19 protein-coding genes are annotated in these 19,613 nt (G+C 56.7%); 3 read left to right on the forward strand and 16 right to left on the reverse strand.

The window, feature by feature from the left end:
• The first annotated feature begins 264 nt into the window (after window positions 1–264).
• Window positions 265–2,652 carry a S8 family serine peptidase gene (locus JYB84_RS11160; RefSeq protein ID WP_207320160.1) on the forward strand — a complete coding sequence of 796 codons (2,388 nt, stop codon included), beginning with the start codon at window positions 265–267 and terminating at the stop codon, window positions 2,650–2,652.
• Between the two features lie 68 nt (window positions 2,653–2,720).
• Here the strand turns inward: JYB84_RS11160 and JYB84_RS11165 are convergent, their stop codons facing one another.
• The 9 genes from JYB84_RS11165 to queA all read right to left on the reverse strand — a co-directional run bounded on the left by JYB84_RS11165 (window position 2,721) and on the right by queA (window position 10,711).
• Window positions 2,721–3,263: a YaeQ family protein gene (locus JYB84_RS11165; RefSeq protein ID WP_207320161.1), complete on the reverse strand. Its 543-nt coding sequence runs from the start codon at window positions 3,261–3,263 to the stop codon at window positions 2,721–2,723.
• Between the two features lie 67 nt (window positions 3,264–3,330).
• Window positions 3,331–4,257 (reverse strand): precorrin-2 dehydrogenase/sirohydrochlorin ferrochelatase family protein, encoded by a 927-nt coding sequence (locus JYB84_RS11170; protein ID WP_207320162.1) that lies wholly within the window; start codon window positions 4,255–4,257, stop codon window positions 3,331–3,333.
• Window positions 4,258–4,264: 7 nt separating this feature from the next.
• On the reverse strand, window positions 4,265–4,624 hold the full coding sequence (locus tag JYB84_RS11175) for a rhodanese-like domain-containing protein (RefSeq protein ID WP_207320163.1): 360 nt from the start codon (window positions 4,622–4,624) through the stop codon (window positions 4,265–4,267).
• 63 nt (window positions 4,625–4,687) lie between these two features.
• Window positions 4,688–5,005, reverse strand: a complete 318-nt coding sequence (locus JYB84_RS11180) for a putative signal transducing protein (protein WP_207320164.1) — start codon at window positions 5,003–5,005, stop codon at window positions 4,688–4,690.
• Between the two features lie 206 nt (window positions 5,006–5,211).
• Window positions 5,212–6,159 carry a protein translocase subunit SecF gene (gene secF, locus JYB84_RS11185; protein ID WP_207320165.1) on the reverse strand — a complete coding sequence of 316 codons (948 nt, stop codon included), beginning with the start codon at window positions 6,157–6,159 and terminating at the stop codon, window positions 5,212–5,214.
• 13 nt (window positions 6,160–6,172) lie between these two features.
• Window positions 6,173–8,023 (reverse strand): protein translocase subunit SecD, encoded by a 1,851-nt coding sequence (gene secD, locus JYB84_RS11190; RefSeq protein WP_207320166.1) that lies wholly within the window; start codon window positions 8,021–8,023, stop codon window positions 6,173–6,175.
• Between the two features lie 17 nt (window positions 8,024–8,040).
• On the reverse strand, window positions 8,041–8,370 hold the full coding sequence (gene yajC / locus JYB84_RS11195; protein ID WP_207320167.1) for a preprotein translocase subunit YajC: 330 nt from the start codon (window positions 8,368–8,370) through the stop codon (window positions 8,041–8,043).
• 28 nt (window positions 8,371–8,398) lie between these two features.
• Window positions 8,399–9,523, reverse strand: coding sequence for a tRNA guanosine(34) transglycosylase Tgt (gene tgt, locus JYB84_RS11200; RefSeq protein WP_207320168.1), 1,125 nt, complete (start codon window positions 9,521–9,523; stop codon window positions 8,399–8,401).
• 150 nt (window positions 9,524–9,673) lie between these two features.
• The gene (gene queA, locus JYB84_RS11205) at window positions 9,674–10,711 is read right to left on the reverse strand and encodes a tRNA preQ1(34) S-adenosylmethionine ribosyltransferase-isomerase QueA (protein WP_207323197.1); all 1,038 of its coding nucleotides are present in this window, start codon (window positions 10,709–10,711) and stop codon (window positions 9,674–9,676) included.
• A gap of 353 nt (window positions 10,712–11,064) precedes the next feature.
• Between queA and JYB84_RS11210 the strand changes: the two genes are divergently transcribed.
• Together JYB84_RS11210 and JYB84_RS11215 are read left to right on the forward strand one after the other, a co-directional pair.
• Window positions 11,065–11,658 (forward strand): acyl carrier protein phosphodiesterase, encoded by a 594-nt coding sequence (locus JYB84_RS11210; protein WP_207320169.1) that lies wholly within the window; start codon window positions 11,065–11,067, stop codon window positions 11,656–11,658.
• 67 nt (window positions 11,659–11,725) lie between these two features.
• Window positions 11,726–12,406, forward strand: a complete 681-nt coding sequence (locus JYB84_RS11215) for an RluA family pseudouridine synthase (protein WP_207320170.1) — start codon at window positions 11,726–11,728, stop codon at window positions 12,404–12,406.
• A gap of 173 nt (window positions 12,407–12,579) precedes the next feature.
• On the opposite strand, the gene JYB84_RS11220 is transcribed toward JYB84_RS11215, so the two are convergent.
• The 7 genes from JYB84_RS11220 to JYB84_RS11250 form a co-directional block, all read right to left on the reverse strand.
• Window positions 12,580–12,996, reverse strand: a complete 417-nt coding sequence (locus JYB84_RS11220) for a hypothetical protein (RefSeq protein WP_207320171.1) — start codon at window positions 12,994–12,996, stop codon at window positions 12,580–12,582.
• Between the two features lie 275 nt (window positions 12,997–13,271).
• A complete protein-coding gene (sstT, locus tag JYB84_RS11225; RefSeq protein WP_207320172.1) occupies window positions 13,272–14,489 on the reverse strand; it encodes a serine/threonine transporter SstT in 1,218 nt (405 codons plus the stop codon).
• 118 nt (window positions 14,490–14,607) lie between these two features.
• Window positions 14,608–15,501 (reverse strand): chemotaxis protein CheV, encoded by an 894-nt coding sequence (locus JYB84_RS11230; RefSeq protein ID WP_207320173.1) that lies wholly within the window; start codon window positions 15,499–15,501, stop codon window positions 14,608–14,610.
• A gap of 75 nt (window positions 15,502–15,576) precedes the next feature.
• Entirely contained in the window at window positions 15,577–17,112 is a 1,536-nt protein-coding gene (locus JYB84_RS11235) for a phospholipase D-like domain-containing protein (RefSeq protein WP_207320174.1), read from the reverse strand.
• A gap of 31 nt (window positions 17,113–17,143) precedes the next feature.
• Entirely contained in the window at window positions 17,144–17,614 is a 471-nt protein-coding gene (locus tag JYB84_RS11240) for a phosphatase domain-containing protein (RefSeq protein WP_207320175.1), read from the reverse strand.
• A gap of 34 nt (window positions 17,615–17,648) precedes the next feature.
• Window positions 17,649–18,935 carry a DEAD/DEAH box helicase gene (locus JYB84_RS11245; RefSeq protein ID WP_207320176.1) on the reverse strand — a complete coding sequence of 429 codons (1,287 nt, stop codon included), beginning with the start codon at window positions 18,933–18,935 and terminating at the stop codon, window positions 17,649–17,651.
• A 92-nt stretch (window positions 18,936–19,027) separates the two neighbouring features.
• The gene (locus JYB84_RS11250; RefSeq protein ID WP_207320177.1) at window positions 19,028–19,564 is read right to left on the reverse strand and encodes a methylated-DNA--[protein]-cysteine S-methyltransferase; all 537 of its coding nucleotides are present in this window, start codon (window positions 19,562–19,564) and stop codon (window positions 19,028–19,030) included.
• Between the last annotated feature and the right edge of the window lie 49 nt (window positions 19,565–19,613).

Genomic DNA, 19,613 nt, shown 5'->3' on the forward strand with positions numbered 1-19,613 from the left:
CCGTATGCCGTCCAACTACCCACAACGAATATTGATGCGGTTTCAGCCAATTTAGTGAATAAAACAATCACACTCGTGCATATTCAGTCACAAAAAGCATTCCTGCCAGCCTGAAAAACCACACGACATTCCGTTAACATTTGTTTTACATGTGTAGCATCAGTAGTTAAATTCACTGCCGGAGTAACGGCTTTGTGCGGCTTTTGCTGGCAAAGCATCCAATAACAACGATTAGTTCTGACTCTTGCAACACGGAAGATAAGTATGACAATCAATAATAAAGCCAAAATGGTGTTGGGTTTATCCACCCTCGCCCTCGCCATATCCGCCAGCGTGCAGGCAGCTCCTGCTGCCGGTGGCCTTTTACCCGCCAAGGAACAGGTATCACCGCTGCCAAAGCGCTACGTGGTGAAATTCAAGAATGAAATGGCTGCCGCCAACGCCGCTTCAGCTGCCCAAAGCATGTCCTATGAACCAGCTGCTCTGGAAGTCTCTGGTCATCACAAGGCCCTGAACGCCGTAGCAGCCAAAGAAATGAAGCGTATTGGCCGCAGCAACGCCTACAGCGCCAAGCTTGATGCCAAAGGTATCAAGGCTCTGCGTGCCCGCGCCGACGTGGAATACGTTGAAGAAGATATGCCACGCCACCTGATGTCTGAAACCACCCCTTGGGGTCAGAACTTCGTTGGCGCCACTCAGCTGTCAGACAGCATGGCCGGCAACCGCACCATCTGTATCATCGATGCTGGTTACGATCGCAGTCACTCCGATCTGTCCGGCAACAACGTGACAGGTACCAACAATTCAGGCACAGGCAACTGGTATGAGCCAGGCGTGGATAACGCCCACGGTACTCACGTTGCCGGTACCATTGCCGCTATCGCCAACGGTGACGGCGTTGTGGGTGTGATGCCCAACCAAAACGCCAACATTCACGTGATCAAGGTATTCAACTCTTCAGGTTGGGGTTACTCCTCTGATCTGGTGGGCGCGGTAGACACTTGCGTGCAAAACGGTGCCAACGTAGTGACCATGAGCCTGGGTGGTTCAGGTTCCAGCACCACAGAGCGTAACGCTCTGGCTGCCCACTACAACAATGGTGTACTGTTGATCGCCGCCGCTGGTAACGCCGGTGACAACACCCACAGCTACCCAGCCTCTTACGATGCGGTAATGTCTGTGGCTTCCGTTGACAACCACAAAGATCACTCTGCTTTCTCCCAGTACACCAACCAGGTAGAAATTTCAGGTCCGGGTGAAGCGATTCTGTCAACCGTTACCCGCGGTGAAGGTCGTCTGGCTGACATAGTGATCAATGGTCAGTCTTACTTTGACAAAGGTGTGGTCCCCCATCACCGTTTCGTCAAATCAGGCACCAGCTACGTTGGCGCGCCCATCAACGGCACCGCCACCGGCACCCTGGCCGAATGTACCGTGACCAACGGCACCTTCAGCTGTGGCAACATGACCAACAAGGTGTGTCTGGTTGAGCGTGTGGGTAATCAGGGCACCAGCTACCCAGAAATCGATGCTGCCAAGGCCTGTCAAACCGCCGGCGCCGCGGCCACCATCGTTTACTCAAACACTGCCCTGCCCGGTCTGCAAAACCCCTTCCTGGTGGACACCAACAGCGAGCTGACCAAGGTGTCGGTATCTGTTGACCGTGCTACCGGTCTGGAGCTGCGTAATCTGGTAGGTTCCAGCGTGACCGTATCCAACACCGGCGGCCAGGACTATGAGTACTATAACGGTACTTCCATGGCCACCCCACACGTGTCCGGCGTTGCTACCCTGGTGTGGAGCTACCACCCAGAGTGTACCGCAGCCCAGGTACGTCAGGCCCTGAAAGCCACTGCAGAAGATCTGGGCACAGCCGGTCGTGATGATATGACTGGTTATGGTCTGGTCAACGCGGTTGCTGCCAAGGAATTCCTGGACGCCTCCTGTAACGGTCCTACCGGTCCTGTTGGTGGCAACGTGCTGGAAAACGGTGTTGCCAAGACCAACCTGAGCGGTGCCAAGGCTGAAGAAGTTCACTTCTCCATGGATGTGCCAGCCGGCGCCACCAACCTCAGCTTTGCCATGAGCGGTGGCAGTGGTGATGCGGATCTGTACGTGAACTTCGGTGCAGCCCCAACCACCACTGACTACGATTGCCGTCCATACAAGGGTGGTAATGCCGAGTCTTGCCCAATCAGCAACGTTCAGGCCGGTACCTACTATGTGATGTTGCGTGGCTACAGCGCCTTCAGCGGCGTGAGCCTGGTAGGCAGCTACACCGAAGGCAGCACTGGTGGTAGCACAGGTCCTGTGACCTACACCAATGACAGCAACTACAGCATCCCTGACAACAACGCCACAGGTATCACCAGCCCAATCAGCGTGACCCGTACCGGCGATTCAGGCACTGTGACCGTAGCAGTGAACATTGTTCACACCTACATTGGTGATCTGAAGGTTCAACTGGTGAGCCCAACCGGTCAGGTAGCGACCCTGCACAGCAACACAGGTTCAGGCACAGACAACATCAACAAGACATACACTGCCGACATGTCAGGTGTTGAGTCCAGCGGTACCTGGAAGCTGAAAGTGGTTGACAGCGCCAGCCAGGACACAGGCTATATCGATTCCTGGTCTCTGAGCTTCCAATAATCGATTTTGCTTTAAACGAAACGGGAGCCACTGGCTCCCGTTTTTTTTATTCTATTGTAGGCACTTGCTTACAGCGGCTTGAGCACCACGGGCTCAATCAGCACCGAGTCACTGTCGTTGGACAACCATATCTGCCCTTCATTGATGGAGCAATTGAGCTTCATGCTGCGGCCAACCAGGGTGGCCATGGCCTTGACCTGGGCCTCGGGGATCTCAATCACCTTCAGGTTGCGGTAGCGCTCAAGGGCCTGGGCATTTTGCTGCCACCAGATGGGCACACTGCGACCGCCGTAGGCGAACAGCTGCACCTCTTGGGCGCGGCCGGCGGCTTTGCGCAGCCACTTCTCATCGGCCTGGCCAAATTCAATCCACAGCCTAATCTCACCGCTCGGCTCCCTGTCCCACAGCTCGGGCTCGTCATCGACGCACAGCCCCTTGCTGAAGGCCAGGCTGTCGCTGGCGTTCAAAGCAAAGGCCAGCAAGCGCACCATCATGCGCTCGTCGGTTTCGGAGGGATGTTGCGCCAGGGTCAGCGCATGCTGTTGATAATAATGTCTGTCCATGTCGGCGATATCCAGCTCGACCTTGAACACAGTGGCCTTGAGTGCCATGGGAACTCCCGCATCCAAATAGGCGGCAGTCTAGCCGATCAAAAGGGCCAGGCCCAGCAAAAATGCCTCAGAGGGCGCCGGGGCGTAAATGCCTGGCCATGGGAAACTGCGCCTTGAGCCTGTCTATGTCGTCGGCACTGCCATAAACCAGCAGCCGCTGGCCGGCCTCCAGGGCGTGGCTCAACTCGCTTGAAGCTGGCAGGACCTTGCGGTCGGCGTCCCGGCGCAGCAGCTCGCTCAGCTCCAGTGGCAGCGATATATCGCTGCAGATACAGTCAATACGCTGCAAGGGGGCCAATGCCGCAATAGGCAACAGGTCGGCTCGGGTGGCATCGTCGATAAGCCACAGTTCGCCATCCCGTCCTTCACCGCCCCAATTCTCACAGCCAAAGGCCTGCTCGAAATGATCCAAAGTGCTGTCATCGAACCTGTCGCCATTGAGGGCAAAGAAACGCTCCCAGAAGCGGCGCCGCTGGGGCACTGAGGCCAATCTTTGCTGTACCTGCGGACGCTTGTCAGCAATAAAATCAAACAGCGGTGCCAGGGAGGACGGCAGCCAGGTTTCCAGCCGGGCCCTGATGTCACGGGCAAACACCGGCGCGGCTCCGGCCGTGCTGATGGCCACCACCAAACGGCCACGGTCGACTATGGAGGGGGTGATAAAACGGCATTCGGCGGGACTGTCGACCACATTGACCCAAATGCCCTTTTGCCGGGCGAGATTGGCGTAATGGCGATTAAGCTCGTTATCGGCGGTAGCAAGATAGAGTAAATCCCAATCGCTGATGTCCGCTTCGCAGATAGGGCGTTGCAACAGCTGCACATGACCGCTGGCGGCCAGGGCATGCACTTCATCGCAAACGTCCGGCGCAATAACGGTTATCTGCGCAAAAGTGCGGCTCAGCAGCGCCAGTTTACGGGCGGCTACATCACCGGCACCCACCAGTAACACCTTGAGATTATGGGTGTCGACAAACAGGGGAAAATATTGCATCTGACTCTCAGTCGTTGACCAGGGGCAGATCCCGAGCCACCCAGGCCTTATAACCACCGGTCAGGGAAGCGACCCGGGTATAACCCATCAGCTGCAGATTGTAGGCCGCCAGAGCCGAGCGATAGCCGCCACCGCAGTAGAGCAACAAGGGGGTGCTTTTATCCGGATAGCGGGTTTCGATATCGCGCTCAAGAATGCCACGGCCCAAATGACGGGCTCCCGGCAGGTGATCCTTGAGCCATTCATGATCTTCACGCACATCCAGCAATTGCCAGCTGTCGTCGGCCTGATAGGCCTCGACGCTGACTTCGGTGACCTTGGGCAAAATAGACTCGACCAAGGCGATAAATCCCGGATTATGTTGCATTTTGAACTCCTTATCCCAACCTTTGGCTCAAGTGTAGTGCCGTGCCAAAAGGGAAACAAGTGTTCAGTTGTGGGCCTCGCTGCGTTCGGCACTGCAGTGCCAACAGAGCTCAAAACTGCCCTCATTGAATTCGTGACACTGAACACACTGCCACTTGGGCAGATCGCATTGCAGGCTGTCGAGTTGCGCCTGGGCCTGGGGCAATTGCGACTGGCTCACCCACAGCTCGACGTTTTGCAGATCCACTGGCAATTCACCTATGCCACCCAAGAGGGCCTCTCCCCTGAGTTCTACCTCAATGCCACTGATCTGCAACAGCCCTTTCCAGGTGTGGGCCTGCAGCAGATTACCGCCGGTCAGCAAACATTTGCGCTCTTCCATGCTACTACCTGTCTATGGAGTTTATTTTTGTTATGGGCCGGGAAAATCCTCTGCTGTGAATTTTCAGTTCCAGAGTTTTTTCCGGGCGGGGTACGGGCCCATGCTAACGGGAAAATGTGACAAAATCGAGCATATATTCCACAGTTTCCGCCGATAAAAAAGCCACCCTGAGGTGGCTTTTAACTGTGAAGCGTGAAATTTGGCTATCAGGGCATCATGGATGGCTGATCGGCGCCTTCTTTCTCCACTTCCACCGGCATCATGTGCTCGCGGCACACGCCCAGGCGAATCGCCAGATAACTTGCGATATAGATGGAAGAATAGGTACCAACAAAGATCCCCAGCAGCAGTGAGGTCGCAAAACCGTGGATCAGGGTGCCGCCCTTGAGGAACAGGGCAACTACTGTGATAAGCGTGGTACCCGTGGTGATAATGGTCCGGCTCATGGTCTGGGTGATGGAGGCATTCACCACTTCCCGTGGTGTGGATTTGCGCATCTTGAGGAAGTTCTCACGAATGCGGTCGTACACCACTATGGTATCGTTGAGCGAGTAACCAACCACGGTCAGCACACCGGCCAGTACCGTCAGGTCGAACTCCAACTGCAGCACGGAAAACACGCCCAGGGTCACAATCACGTCGTGGGCCAGTGCCGCCACCGAACCCGCCGCCAGGCGCCATTCGAAGCGGAAAGACACGTAGATCAGGATACAGATCAGTGCGACCACGACCGCCAGGCCGCCCTGCTCTGCCAGTTCCTCACCCACTTGGGGGCCAACGAACTCGACACGCTTTTGCACCACGGCGGCATCCAGCTTGGTGGCTTCGGCCAAGACCAGCTTGACCTGATCATCGCTTTTGATGCCTTCACGTACCTGCAAACGCACCAGAATATCGCGGCTGGAACCAAAGTTCTGCACCACTGAGCCACTGGTTTCCGGCCGGTCGAGGGCCACACGCAGCTTGTTGAGATCCTGCGGTTGGGAGAACTCCATCTCCACCACGGTACCACCGGTAAAGTCCAGACCCCAGTTGATACCAACTGTGGCCAGCGACACCAGAGAGGCCAGCACCAGGATGCCTGACATGATGCTGATCGGCAGCGCGTGCTTGAGAAAATCTACCGAGCCTTTGAGGGTTAAAATCTGAAACATTATAGTCGCTCCCTCAGATTGACAGTTTCTTCACGCGTTTGCCGCCCCAGAGCGCGTTAACTATCGCACGGGTACCCACAATTGCGGTGAACATGGAAGTCAAAATACCTATCATCAGGGTCACGGCGAAGCCTTTAACGGCCCCGGTACCCACGGCGAACAGAATCAACGCCGTGATGAAGGTGGTGATGTTGGCATCGGCAATGGTCGAGAAGGCGTTACCGTAACCCTCGTGAATGGCCTGCTGCACGCTGCGACCGGCGCGTAATTCCTCACGGATCCGCTCGTAAATCAGCACGTTGCCGTCAACCGCCATACCGACGGTCAACACCATACCGGCAATGCCCGGCAGGGTCAGCACCGCCCCCGGGATCATCGACATCACACCGACCACCATGATGAGGTTAGCGGACAGGGCCAGGTTGGCTATCACACCAAAGGCGCGGTAGTAGACCATCATGAACAGCAATACCACTGCCATACCCCAGATCATTGCCTGCAGACCATTATTGATGTTCTCGGCACCCAGGCTTGGGCCTATGGTACGTTCTTCAACAATGGAGACCGGGGCAATCAGGGCACCGGCACGCAGCAACAGCGCCAGGTTCTGGGACTCGGCATGGCCAAGACCTGAGATCACGAAGTTACGACCCAGGCGCGACTGAATGATGGCAACCGAAATCACTTCCTCTATCTTCTTCATCTTCACGCTGCCGTCGGCATTGCGCTCACCACTGTCCTTGTACTCGATGAACAGGGTCGCCATTCGCTTGTGAATATTGTCCTTGGTGACATCGGAGAAGATGCTGCCCCCCTTGGCATCCAGCTGAATGGATACCTGGGGACGGCTGTATTGATCGAAGGAAGGCTGGGCACCGGTTATATGATCGCCGGTCAGCATCACTTCCTTCTTCAGCACCACAGGGCCGCCCTCGCGTTGCTGATACAGCTCGGAGCCTGCCGGCACACGACCGGCAACGGCGGCGGCCACGTCGGCCTTTTCATCCACCATGTGGAATTCAATGGAGGCCGTGGCGCCGAGGATTTCCTTGGCGCGGGCAGTGTCCTGCACCCCGGGCAATTCGACTATAATGCGCTCGGCACCTTGACGCTGTACCACGGGCTCGGCCACACCCAGCTCATTCACCCTGTTACGGATAGTGGTGATGTTCTGGTTCAGGGCCTCTTCCTTCACCTGACGCAGGTAGGTTTCGCTCATGGTGGCCAGCAGCACAAAGTTACCGCCACCGGTTTGCTCGCTGAACAGCATGTCATTGCCGCGGGACTTGAGAAAAGCCTCCGCCTGGTTCAGGGTGTCGGCATCACGGAACTTGATTTCTATGCCCTTGACCGTGCGGTTTACACCGGCGTAGCGGATTTTCTCGTCCCGCAACTGGGTGCGGAAATCGGCAATCTTGGCTTCTTCCATCTTGCGGATGGCCTCGCCCATGTCCACTTCCATCAGGAAATGCACGCCGCCGCGCAGGTCAAGACCCAGCTTCATGGGTGAACCACCCACAGATTCCAGCCATTCAGGGGTCGCCGGGGCCAGGTTCAGCGCCACGGTGAACTTGTCACCCAGGGTGTCACTGATGGCTTCGCGGGCCTGCAGTTGATCCTCGGCATTGTTCACGCGCACCAGCAACTGGCCTTTTTCCAATTCACTGCGTTTAACCGCTATGCCCTTGCCGGCCAGCAGTTCGCTGACCTGGGTCTGGGTAGACACAGTCACTTCAGCGCCGCGGGTTGCCACCACCTGCACCGCATAGTCTTCACCGAACAGGTTCGGTATTGCATAGAAAAAACCAACGGCGATGATGAGCACCACCATCAGGTTTTTCCACATTGGGTATTTATTTAACACGCCTTAGCCCTCTTGGCTTACAGGGACTGGATAGAGCCTTTAGGCAATACCGCCGCTATGTAGTCCTTTTTAATGGTGATCTGGGTGCTGTCATTCAGGGCCAGCAGTATGTAGTCATTGTCGTCGCCTATCTTGGCAATCTTGCCAACAATGCCACCACTGGTGAGCACTTCGTCACCCTTGGACAGGGAGGACATCAGGTTCTTATGCTCTTTGACCCGCTTGGACTGGGGACGGAAAATCATGAAATAGAAAATCAGGCCGAAAATCGCCAACATCAGTACCAGTTCCATGGTACCACCGCCCTGGGGAGCCGGGCCTGCCGCATATGCGTTTGCAATGAACATAGTTTTTCTCTTCTTTTTAGCTAGTTAATCAGTCTTTTAACTCGGGAACTTCGCGCCCTTGACTGGTATAGAAGTCCTCAACAAAGGCGTCTAATGTACCCGTCTCTATGGCGGTGCGCAAACCCTCCATCAACCTTTGGTAATAACGCAGGTTGTGTATGGTGTTCAGGCGGGCACCGAGTATCTCGTTGCAACGATCCAGGTGGTACAGATACGCCCGCGAATAGTTTTTGCAGGTGTAGCAGTCACACTTGGCATCCAGCGGTGAAGTGTCATCGCGATGACGGGCATTGCGGATCTTGATCACCCCTTCACTGGTAAACAAATGGCCATTTCGGGCATTACGGGTCGGCATAACGCAGTCGAACATGTCGACACCGCGGCGTACGCCCTCCACCAGGTCTTCCGGCTTACCAACGCCCATCAGATAACGGGGCTTGTCAGCGGGGATCTGCGGGCAGACGTGCTCAAGAACTCTGTGCATGTCTTCCTTGGGTTCACCCACGGCCAGACCACCAATGGCATAACCGTCGAAGCCGATTTCCAGCAGCCCCTTGAGGCTCTCATCCCGCAGGTCCTCATAAACGCTGCCCTGTATAATGCCGAACAATGAATTGGGGTTCTCCAGCCGGTCGAACTCGTCACGGGAACGCTGGGCCCAGCGCAGCGACATCTGCATCGACTTGCGGGCCTCGTCCTCGGTGGCTGGATACGGGGTGCACTCGTCAAAAATCATCACCACGTCACTGCCAAGGGCGTGCTGGATCTGCATCGACTTTTCCGCATCCATAAAGATTTTTTCGCCGTTGATGGGCGAGCGGAAATGTACCCCTTCCTCGGTGATCTTGCGGATATCGCCGAGACTGAACACCTGGAAACCACCCGAATCGGTAAGGATTGGCCGCTGCCAGTTCATAAAGTCGTGCAAATCACCGTGCTTGCGCATGATCTCTTCCCCGGGACGCAGCCACAGATGGAAGGTGTTGCCGAGCAGTATGTCGGCTCCGGTGGCACGCACTTCCTCGGGCGTCATACCCTTGACCGTGCCATAGGTACCCACGGGCATAAAGGCCGGAGTTTCCACCACACCGCGTTCAAATATCAGGCGGCCACGACGGGCACGACCCTGGGTAGTATCCAATTCAAATTTCATAATGACCTCGTCAGAGAAACAGTCTGACTCTTCAAATGGCATCAAGCCGTTGTTTACACATGGGGACACCGCCATCCGGCTTCAAGCCGGCGCGGCCAAAAAAATGCCCAACCGTCAGGTTGGGCAGGCATTTTAAAACAAAATTCCCTGTCAGGGGGCTTTTTTAGTTACAAACATGGCGTCGCCATAACTGAAAAAGCGGTATTTTTGCGCAACCGCGTGCTCGTAGGCCCGCATCACTTCGGCATGGCCGGCAAAGGCACTCACCAGCATGATGAGAGTGGACTCGGGCAAGTGGAAATTGGTCACCATGGCATCCACCACCCTAAAGCGGAATCCTGGGTAAATAAAGATGTCGGTATCACCACGGAAAGCCTTCAGCTCACCCTCGCTGGCACGGGCCGCACTTTCCAGTGAACGTACCGAGGTAGTGCCCACGGCGATGACTCTTTTACCTGCGGCCTTGGTGGCGAGAATTTTGGCCACCACCTCTTCGGGTACATCGGCCCACTCGGAGTGCATCTTGTGTTCCAGCACATTGTCGACCCGTACCGGCTGGAAGGTGCCGGCACCCACATGCAAGGTGACAAACGCCATGTCGATGCCCTTGGCCCTGAGATCGGCCAGCATTTGCTGGTCAAAGTGCAGTCCGGCGGTTGGCGCCGCCACGGCACCGGGCTTCTGGTTATAAACGGTCTGGTAGCGTTCCTTGTCGGCATCCTCATCGGGTCTGTCGATATAGGGTGGCAGCGGCATATGGCCTACGGCCTCCAACACATCGAGAATGCTGAGCTCATCTTCCAGCGCCAATTCAAACAGGGCATCGTGGCGGGCCAGCATGGTCATGCGGTAACCACCGTCGAGCAGGATCTCGGTGCCGGGTTTGGGGGACTTGGAGCTGCGCACATGGGCCAGGATGCGTTTGTCATCCAGCATACGCTCCACCAGGATTTCCAGCTTGCCGCCGCTGGCCTTTTGGCCGAACAGGCGGGCCGGGATCACCCGGGTGTTGTTGAATATCATCAGATCGCCCGGCTCGATCAACTCGAGCAGCTCAACAAACTGCCTGTCTGCCAGGGCGCCGCTGTTGCCATCCAGGGTCAAAAGCCTGGAGGCACTGCGTTCCGGCATGGGGTAGCGGGCAATAAGCTCATCGGGCAATTCAAAGGAAAAATCGGCTAAACGCATGGGCAAGTTACTCTGCTTGGCTTGGTAAGGGATCCATTCACCAGGCAGGTCAGGACCCCTCGTTGTCGGGCTTGGGCCCATTATTTATGGGCTGCCGCTGATTTTCGGCGCGGTATTCGTGCAGTTCCATGGGGATCTCCACCTGCACCCGTTTTCGCTGCGGCTGCGGACGTATCCCCAACATTTTAGTGAACCAGTTCCACATCATCCATGATCCTCAAACCGTTTCATGATGGATTACTCAATTGCTATCCTGGCACGACATCCTCAAGGTTCCCTTGCCGCATTGCGGGGGTTCCTTCGTACCGGCGCGCATGATACCGTGAAACCCGGATATTCACCAAGTGTAAATTATGAACTTTCTCGCTCACTTGCATCTTGCAGACATCAGCAATACCAGCCTTGCAGCCAACCTTGCCGGGGACTTTTCCAAAGGTGCCATCGCCGGTCATCCGCAATCACTGCGCCAGGGGATCTGGCTACACCGCCAGATAGACAAAATTACCGACGAGCATGAACTGAGCCGGGAATTACTGGCCAAGTTTCCAAAAGGCCTCACCCGCGGCGCCGGCATTCTGATGGATTTGGCATTTGATCACATGCTGGCCCGCTACTGGGATGAATACCATCATCAGCCACTGGCCGAGTTCAGTCAGCGTGCCTACGCCAGTCTCAAGGCCAGCGCCGATTTACCCGAATCACTGCGGGCAGTGTTACCACGCATGGAGCAGGAAGACTGGCTGATGGCCTATGCCGGTCGTCAGGGCTTGAACCAGGCCATCAGTGGCGTGCGTAAACGCCTCAGTCGCCCCGAGCTGCTGGACAATGCCGAAAAAGTGGTGGAAAAAATGGATGTGGAAATCGAGATTGCCTTTCGCACCCTCTATCCCCAACTGATGGCCTACAGTCGGCGCCTGGCACGTACCACACCGGCCGAATTTCTTTGATGGCGGACCGAAGCGGGCTCACAAGGGTCCGACTTTAAGGTAGAATGCCGCGCCAAAGGAGTTCCAGATGCAAATTTTCCACTACCAGCCACCGGCCCTGCCCTGGCTCGACATTCGATACCGCGATCGCGACCTGATTGTGATAAGCAAACCCTCGGGGCTATTGTCCAATCCGGGGCGCGCTCCGGAAACCCACGACTGCGCCCTGACCCGGCTGCAACGGCTCTATCCCGACACCTTGCTGGTACACAGGCTCGACTGCGCCACGTCGGGGATAATGGTGTTTGCCCGTAACAAAAAGGCCGAGTCCAATCTCAAGACCCAGTTTCAGGACAGGCACACAGAGAAGCTGTACATCGCCGAAGTGGCCGGTATTGTGGTGCCGGATGAGGGCGAAATCGATTTACCACTGGGGGCGGATAAATTGAACCCGCCCTGGCAGCAAGTGGACATTGAGGGGAAGAGTGCCCTGACCCGGTTCAAGGTACTGGAGCGACGCCAGGATTCGACCCTGCTGCAGCTGATGCCGTTAACCGGACGCACCCACCAGCTGCGGGTACACATGCTGGCCCTGGGCCATCCCATACTGGGTGATGACTTTTACGGCCAGGACACGCCTTTCGCCGATACCACGGTTGAATTGGCACGCCCACGCCTTTGTCTGCACGCCCAGAGCCTGAGCCTCAGCCATCCTTACAACGGCAAGCCCTTGCAGTTTGTCAGCCGCCATCCCTTCAGCGGAAGCTAACGCTGGAAAATTAAAAAGCCAAGGCACAGTGCACCTTGGCTTTTTAGTCACATCTTTTGCCACGCCGTTTTTGGCGCCCGAATTTTTCTATTTCTTTATCAGCGGCATCTCTTTGGATACCTGGAACCGAACAGTCAAATGCTGTCGGCTTAATTGCGTATGTCGCCCGATTTTCAGGCCACCATCACAGCCGGTGCCACCGGTGCTGTGTAATAGCAGCCTTTGAAGTTGCAAAACTGCAGTCCAGCTTCGACCACGATGAAGTACTCACCGAAGAAGTTGCCACCCTTGTCTTCCAGTTTGAGTCCCGACTCGGTTTCAGTCGCCAGCATGTCATCCAGGCTGTGACAACCATCGTTAAACCAGGTTTCCAGCAGGTAACGCTCACCCTCGCGGTACAGGGTGATCCTGTCCCCCAATTCGGGCCTTTCATCCAACCAGGATCCCACAATTTCTCGTGCGCTCATTGTTGCCTCCCGCCAATGCAGGCGTTTGCGTTTTTCTATCGCGGATACATTTGCATTCCTATGCAGTTCGAATGCCGTCTCATTCAATCCAGAATATGAGGAAGCGTTAAGCATGGAAGCCATTGGCGTCATCACTCCAAAAATACCCCAAGTGTTAATCACGGGTTACAAAACAGTAACATGCAAGGACAAAACACCCGGTTGGCCACTCGGTTCGCCATGCCCCTTACCTACGGCGGAAAGTGTAGCCTAATTTGCGGACAAAAACGCGATCAAATTCACTTTTTCTGCTGGAACATGCAAAGGGGGTTGGTAAAAGCCGACGGACGGCGCATTTTGGAAAAGGGGCAATAAAAATGGCAGCCCGGGCTGCCATTTACTGAGGGACGTTTCTGCTATCAGCCTCGCTGCTCGGCAGCCTCACAGGCGGCAGCGGTAAAGAGCACATCGGTGGAACTGTTCAACGCTGTCTCGGCCGAATCCTGGATAACGCCTATGGTGAAGCCCACGGCGACAACCTGCATGGCCACATCATTGGGAATATTGAACAGGCTGCAGGCCAGCGGGATCAGCAGCAGCGAACCGCCCGCCACGCCAGAGGCACCACAGGCAGACACAGAGGCGATGACGCTGAGCAACAGCGCAGTGGGCAGGTCGACCTGGATCCCCAGGGTATTCACCGCCGCCAGTGTCAGCACTGTGATGGTGATGGCCGCCCCGGCCATGTTGATGGTGGCGCCCAGAGGAATGGACACTGAATAGGTGTCCTCATGCAACTTCAAACGCTCACACAGGGCCATGTTGACCGGGATGTTGGCGGCCGATGAGCGGGTAAAGAAGGCCGTCACACCACTCTCGCGCAGGCAGGTCAGCACCAGTGGATAAGGATTGCGGCGGATCTTGAGGAACACAATCAGCGGGTTCACCAACAGAGCAATTATCAGCATGGCGCCGAGCAATACCGCCAACAAGCGCAGATATCCACCGATAGCGGCAAAACCTGTCTGGGCTATGGTCTCGGTCACCAGACCAAAGATCCCCAGCGGCGCCAGACGGATCACCACCCGCACCATTTGCGAAACACCGTGGCTGACATCTGACAACACAGTCTTGGTGGTTGTGCTTGCCTTGTGCAGTGCCAATCCCAGACCCGCGCCCCAGGCAAGGATCCCTATGTAGTTGCCCGTCATCAGGGCATTGATCGGGTTATCCACCACCTTAAACAGCAGGGTATGCAACACCTGGCCTATGCCCTGGGGCGGAGTGGCACCTGCGGCCGCATCCTGCAATACCAGAGTGGTGGGAAACAGAAAGCTCAGTGACACGGCGGTTAGGGCCGCGGCGAAGGTCCCCACCAGGTACAACACCAGAATGGGACGCATATGGGTGTGGCTGTGGTGATTCTGATTGGCGATGGAGGAAGCCACCAGCACAAATACCAGCACAGGGGCTATGGCCTTGAGCGCGCCAACAAAAAGATCGCCCAGAAATGCCAGCTGATGGGCCCACTCAGGGCTGATACTGGCCAGGGCGACACCAATGATGATCCCCACAAGAATTTGCAGCACCAGGCTGCCGCTGGCGAGTCTGGCCAGCAAAGAGTTGTTATTATCCATGTTTTAACCCGTAGCTTTTATGCAGTTATTATAATGGTCACGCCCGCCTCCCGGGCGGGTCGCGCAAGACTTGGTCCCATGGCGGTTTTACAGGGACTCGAACGCCTTGTCCAGAGGATCAATTACCGCTGACCTTGTGTGCACCACGCAACATGGCAGCGATAAGCTCCTGGGCGTCAAATTTGGTGAGCGCCTCATCGGCCCCCACCTGATGGGCCTGACTGACGCTGATCTCGCTGGAAAGCGAGGTATGAAGAATAATATAAGCCTTTGACAAAGCGGGATTATCCTTAACCTCAAAGGCCAGTTCATAGCCATCCAGGCCGGGCATTTCAATGTCACTGACCAAGAGTTGCACCGGCCTGTGATCCCGGGCATTTTGCTCCATGATGGCCAGTGCGTCCTTGCCGTTACTGGCAACCTGATAGGGAATGTTGATCGCATCCAGTGCGTCGCTGAGTTGCTTGCGGGCCACCTTGGAATCGTCCACCAGCAGTATGTTGAGCGGCTTTATCTGTTCCCGCTGCACATCGGTCAAAATGGCGATGCGCTTGTCGTCCCGAATGGGGAACACCTTGGACAACAGCAGTTCCACATCCAGTAACTGCACCAGGCGGTCCTGATAGCGGGTCACCCCGGTCAGAAAGGCCTGTTTGCCGAGGTTATCCGGTGGCGATTCTATGTCACGCCAGTTGCATTCGATGATCTTGTCTATGCCCCGCACCAGAAAACCTATCAGCATCCGCTGACAGTCGGTGATGATGATGTAGCAACTGGCGCGCTCATCCTCTGTGACCGGGGGATAACCCACTGCCGCAGCCATGTCCACCACGGCGATGGTTTGGCCCCTTACCGTCGCCGTTCCCATCACGGCAGGATGGGACTGGGGCAAAGCGTTCAGCTGGCTGTAGGGTACAAGTTCGCGGATCTTCAGGGTGCCAATGGCGAACAGCTGGGTCTTGCTCAAATGGAAGAGCAATAGTCCTTGCGATTGATTAGCCTTGCTTTTCATTCAGTTAACCTTGATGAAACCTCAATCTCTATCCTAACAGTTTATGGCCCGGCAGAAAGGGGGCAAAGCACCCAATTATAAAAGTTTTTCGATGGGCAACCAGGCCAGCAAAGTCACCAGCAGGCGGCGCCAGACACCGGCCTCGGGCTCCCGGCGCCACACCCTAGCGGTTTGTGGATCCCGCCAGCCCATGCCCTCAGCATCCCAAATCAGCTGATAAGCCTGCCTGGCGAGTATCCCTGACAGTACCTGATCCAGATTAGCCACCAAGGCCGGGGTTTCCAGCATCACGCCCATTTCTGTGTTGAGCCAGGCTGAACGGGGATCGAAATTGAATGAACCGACGAACAAGCCTGCATCATCAAACACAAAGCTCTTGGCATGCAGACTGGCACGGGAGCCCCGCCAGACACGGCGACGGCGCCGCACCTGACTTTTAAGCTCATAAATCTCGACACCGGCCTGCAGCAACGCCCGCCGGTAACCTCGGTACTTGCCATGCACCAGGGGCACGTCGGTTGCCGCCAGGCTGTTGGTGATCACCCTGATGGCCACGCCCCGGTTTCGCAGAGAGGTCAATAATTCCAGACCGGCGCGGGAAGGCACAAAATAGGGAGAAATAATGACAAGTTGCTTTTTGACCATCCGCATACGCTGCGCCAGGGCCATTATCAGCCAATCCCTTTGACTGTCCTGCCTTGCCTTGTGTGCCGGGTCACTGAGTACACTTGCCGGGCCCCAATACCAGCCCAAATCTCTATTTGAGAGGGCATGTAACAGACTGCTGCTTGCCAAGCGTTCCAGATAGGGGGAATGGTCCAGCCTTGGCCGCGCCCGCTCGATGTCGTCCTGCAAAGCGGCCAATCCCAAATCATCTTCGGGCCTGATGGTCTCTATACCAAAGGTATCGGGTCCATCCCAGAAGGCATTGAATTGGGTAGACACTTGCTGCACCACGGGCCCGGTCAACAGGCAATCAAGATCGCCAAACTCCAGTTCGGTATCGGCGCCAAAGTATTCCCGACCTATGTTACGGCCACCGACTATGGCCAACAGGCCATCCACCGTCAGCGATTTATTGTGCATTCTGTGGTTGAGGCGGGCGAAATCAGACAATAAAGACAGCGAGCGCCAACGGCGCAGGCGGGCGGGATTGAACAATCTGACGCTGATTTGAGGGTGACTGGACAAGGCGCGCAGCTCGGCATCCTGACGCATACCCGTGGTGTCATCGAGCAACAAACGGATCCTGACGCCGCGATCGGCAGCTTCAAGCAGTTGCCAGATGAGCAATTTACCCACCTCATCGTGGCGGAACAGATAATATTGCACATCGATACAATGTTTGGCGCTGCGGATCAGCGCCAGGCGGGCCACCATGGCATCGACACCATCGTACAGCGGTAGTGCGCCGCATTGATCCGGTCGAGAGGCGCCGAGTAAGGTTAAATCCAGGGGGGAAGTTTCGGGCCCGGCCATTACCGGTGATTCGACAGTCTGCGCCTCACGGGCACTTCGCGCCTTGGCCAGATCCCGCAAGGGCACATACCCGAGCAGCGTCAGCAGTCGATTGCGCAGTCGTGCCAAGCGTTTGCTGCCCCGGCGAACCATCGCTGCTCTCCTGCCCTGTTACTGACCTTGGTTAATTTTGCATCCGGTAGAGCACGTCGTAAACCAATTGATCCCAACCCTCGGAACTGAAGGCCGTCTCGCGGATACTGCGCACCTGACTGACGGCATGCACAGGGGCTGCGCCCTTGTGCATCAGATAACAGGCCATCAGGATCCCGGTTCTGTCCCGGCCGTTGCGACAATGCACCAGCACAGGTACACCGCGCGCTTCATGCTCCAGCAGCCAAGCGAGCGCCTTTTCGGCCTGTTCGGCACACAGCGCGTCATCGCCCGGCAAGGGCGGCACATTGGTGGAAAATGGGAAGCAGGCATAGTCCAGACCGGCCTCCGCCAGCACCTTTGGATCGCAACCTTCCCCACCATTGACCGACAGCACGGCACCTATGCCGGACGCCCTCAGGGCACGGGGATCCCAAGCATCCTTGTTGGGACCACTGCGACCGGCCAACACACCTTCAATCAACCAGAATACCTGTTGCATCAGCGGCACTCCTCAAACAAGCCAGACACTCACACTATGAGGGTTTGCGCCAGATCCCGGCATTGACCGGGGGCAAGTTTTTACGCTTTTTCTTGCCGGTGCCTTCGGGTTTGGCTTGGGGTTTGGCGATATCGACTCCCTCTGGCGCATCGGCGCTGGCCTCAAAGCCCGGGATCTGCTCCCGCTCAAGCCTCAGCTTGTGTTTCTTTTCTATCACCCGGAAGTGGTGATACTCCCCGTGGCAAATCAGCGACAGCGCCAGTCCCTCGCGCCCTGCCCGGCCGCTGCGGCCGATGCGGTGCATATAGTCCGCCGGACTGCGGGGCAGCTCAAAATTGATGACAACAGGCAGGTCATCTATATCGATACCGCGACCGGCGAGATCGGTGGCGATCAGCACCCGGGTATGGCCGCTGCGAAAATCCTCCAGGGTACGATCACGACTGCCCTGGCTCTTGTCACCGTGAAAGACCTGGGCCTCTATGCCGGCCTTGGCGAGCTTGGTACACAGGTGCTGACAGCTGCTCTTGGCACTGGCAAACACCAGCACCTGGCGCCAGTCGTATTGTTTGATAAGGGACGCCAGCAGCGCCGCCTTGTTTTCCTTGTTGACTGTGATCACCCGCTGCACCAGGGTGGAGGCCTTGGGTTGGCTCAGTTGCAGCTCCTGAAATCCCGGTTTCAGCCACTGGGGCAACAGGGATTGCAGCTCCTCACCGAAAGTGGCGGAAAACAGCGCCGTCTGGCGTTTGACGGGCAGGAGTTCACGGATGGACGCCAGCTCCTCGGCAAAGCCCAGGCTCAACATGCGATCTGCCTCATCCAGCACTAGGGCTTCCAGGGCATCGAAGCGCACGGCATTGCTGCCGTGCAAATCCAGCAAACGTCCAGGCGTCGCCACCAGCACATCGGCGCCGCCACGCAGTGCCAGCATCTGGCTGTTGACCGAGACACCACCATAGACGGCAAGGATTTTGGCGCTGTGGCCCTTGGCGGTTTCGCAGAAACTTTCGAACGCGCTGGCAACCTGCTGCGCCAATTCCCGGGTCGGCACCAACACCAACAGACGTACCTGATTACCCTGGCCGCGGCGACGGGCGCCCTTGGCCAGCAGATCCAGCAGCGGCAAGGCGAAGGCGGCAGTCTTGCCCTGGCCCGTGTCTGCGACCGCCAGCAGGTCTTCACCTGCCGCCAGCTTGGGGATGGCCTGCCATTGCACCGCCGTTGGGGTCTTGAATCCCAAGGCGACAAGCCTTTCCTGCAGGGCAGCAGATAAGGTTAAGGCAGCAAAACCCGCGTCCGGGGCTGAAACTTCAATCATGGCAACACCGTTAAATTCAAATGACCGGGTATTCTAAAAGAAACGGGCCCCAAAGGCCCGTAAATTCAGCAACGCGAACCAGCCAGGCCCTTTTATCCAGCTGCCGGAGTTTCCAGATCCAGCAGCGCCTGCTTCATCGTCAGACCCCAGGCATAGCCCACCAGCTTGCCGCTTTTGCCTAACACCCTGTGGCAGGGCACGATAATGGCTATCGGATTGGCGCCGTTGGCGCTGCCCACGGCCCGCACCGCCTTGGGATTGCCTATCTCATCGGCCAGTTCGCTGTAACTGCAGGTGGCGCCGGGGGCTATGGCCACCAAGGCTTGCCAGACCCGGCGCTGAAAGGCGGTGCCCTTGGGAGCCAGCATCAACTCAAAGCCAAGGCGCTGGCCGGCAAAATACTCATCGAGTTGCACTTTCGCCTCAGCAAGGTGTCCTTTGGCACTTGCCAGGGCCGCTTCGTCCCCCTGCCCCAACGCAATCCCGGTCAAGGGGGCCGCCGTCAAATGGGTTAATCCTGCGGCACCTGCCGCCAAATACAGCCACCCCACGGGAGACTGATACTCGGCGGTGGCCAGCACCTCGGCCGCGGCCTGCCAGCAAATGCGGTTGCTGCTGAGTGGTTTCATTGCACGTCTCCTACATTCTTCCAAATTAAATGCCTGCTCATGCCCATGC

It is taken from the genome of Shewanella cyperi, assembly GCF_017354985.1.
Lineage (GTDB): Bacteria > Pseudomonadota > Gammaproteobacteria > Enterobacterales > Shewanellaceae > Shewanella > Shewanella cyperi.